Origin of the sequence: Clostridium sp. AM49-4BH, assembly GCF_003478335.1 — a bacterium.
In the GTDB taxonomy this organism is placed as follows: Bacteria; Bacillota; Clostridia; order Lachnospirales; family Lachnospiraceae; genus Butyribacter.
The window spans coordinates 2,415-3,589 of the sequence record NZ_QUFB01000096.1 but is presented as its reverse complement, the minus strand read 5'-3'; the positions used below and the strand labels follow the sequence as shown (position 1 = coordinate 3,589).

The window sequence follows — 1,175 nt, the reverse complement described above, 5'->3', positions numbered from 1 at the left end:
ACTGTGCCTGGCCGCCAAAAAGATACGCCATATAGGAATACACGATAAATGGGATAAATACCACTGACATCCTCTTATGGATAAACTGGGAAAGTAACAGCGCCGTTCCGGCAAGCATCCCCCCCGCCAGCATGTTGACGAACCAGTAGATCAGCATGTAGATCCATGGAGCCGTATAATAAAACTGCGAAAACATATTTCTGTCCATTATGACGCTACGTTGGGCTCTCTGGTACAATTCCGCACACGGATACTTTGTCGCACACAGTGCAAACGACAGCGCTAACGGTAATAACACTGCAACGGCACCGCTGACATATGCGGCGATGTATTTTGCCAAAAAATATCTTCTCTTACTCTGTCTTACCAGAATGTTTCTGGTATAATGCAGCTGCTCATCACGTACCAGGCTTGTTCCAAACGGCAGCACGGCGAGGATCGGGAACAAAATATAATAAATCCCGTTATACGGTAGGAACATATTGTCTCCGATATATTTTTCAAATGCTATATACGGATAATACGTCACATCATGCTGTTCCAACATCATTTTCCGTATCTCCGCAAAGTGCCTGTCCATCTGCAGCGAACTATATAAGTTACCGGCAGCCAGAATAACCGCCACTAAAACTACAACTAACATCCCACGACTACGAAATGCTCTTCTTAATTCCGTTTCGATCATAATTCTTTCCTCTCTATTCTTTAAACAGCAGATCCCTGCGCTTAAACAGTATTGTTCCGATGACAATGCATACAATGATCCCTGCTATGGAGCACCGCAGATTGCCAATATACCCGATCGGCGTCTTCAGCATACGGACCGGGATTCCCCAATTGCCCCACAGAAAAACACTCTGTTTATACGCCGAAATTCCCTGTATCACCAACAACAGTATGATTGCCACTGCCGGCGACCAGACTACTTCTAACAGCATCTGTAACAGACACAGAAACATCATCACTGCAACCGGAATAAACAGAACCACGGCACACACATCTGCCGTCTTCCAGTTTAAGAATCCTTCCACCGACGTGGTGACGAGACGCTTGGTCAGATGCATTTTCATCGGGATACCACGCCATGCAAAGATAAGAAACATCGGTATGTAATAGATCACATAGGCAAGCAGTGTGCTGAACATACACCAGACACATTTTGACAGCCACCAGCC

General features: G+C 45.6%; 1 protein-coding gene and 1 pseudogene. Both read right to left on the bottom strand.

The genetic code is table 11. The features are described from left to right. Positions 1-685, bottom strand: a pseudogene (locus DW981_RS14255) (hypothetical protein); the annotation flags it as partial. Positions 686-698: 13 nt separating this feature from the next. Continuing rightward, positions 699-1,175: hypothetical protein (locus DW981_RS14250; protein ID WP_182434306.1), on the bottom strand; the 477-nt coding region annotated here is incomplete at its 5' end.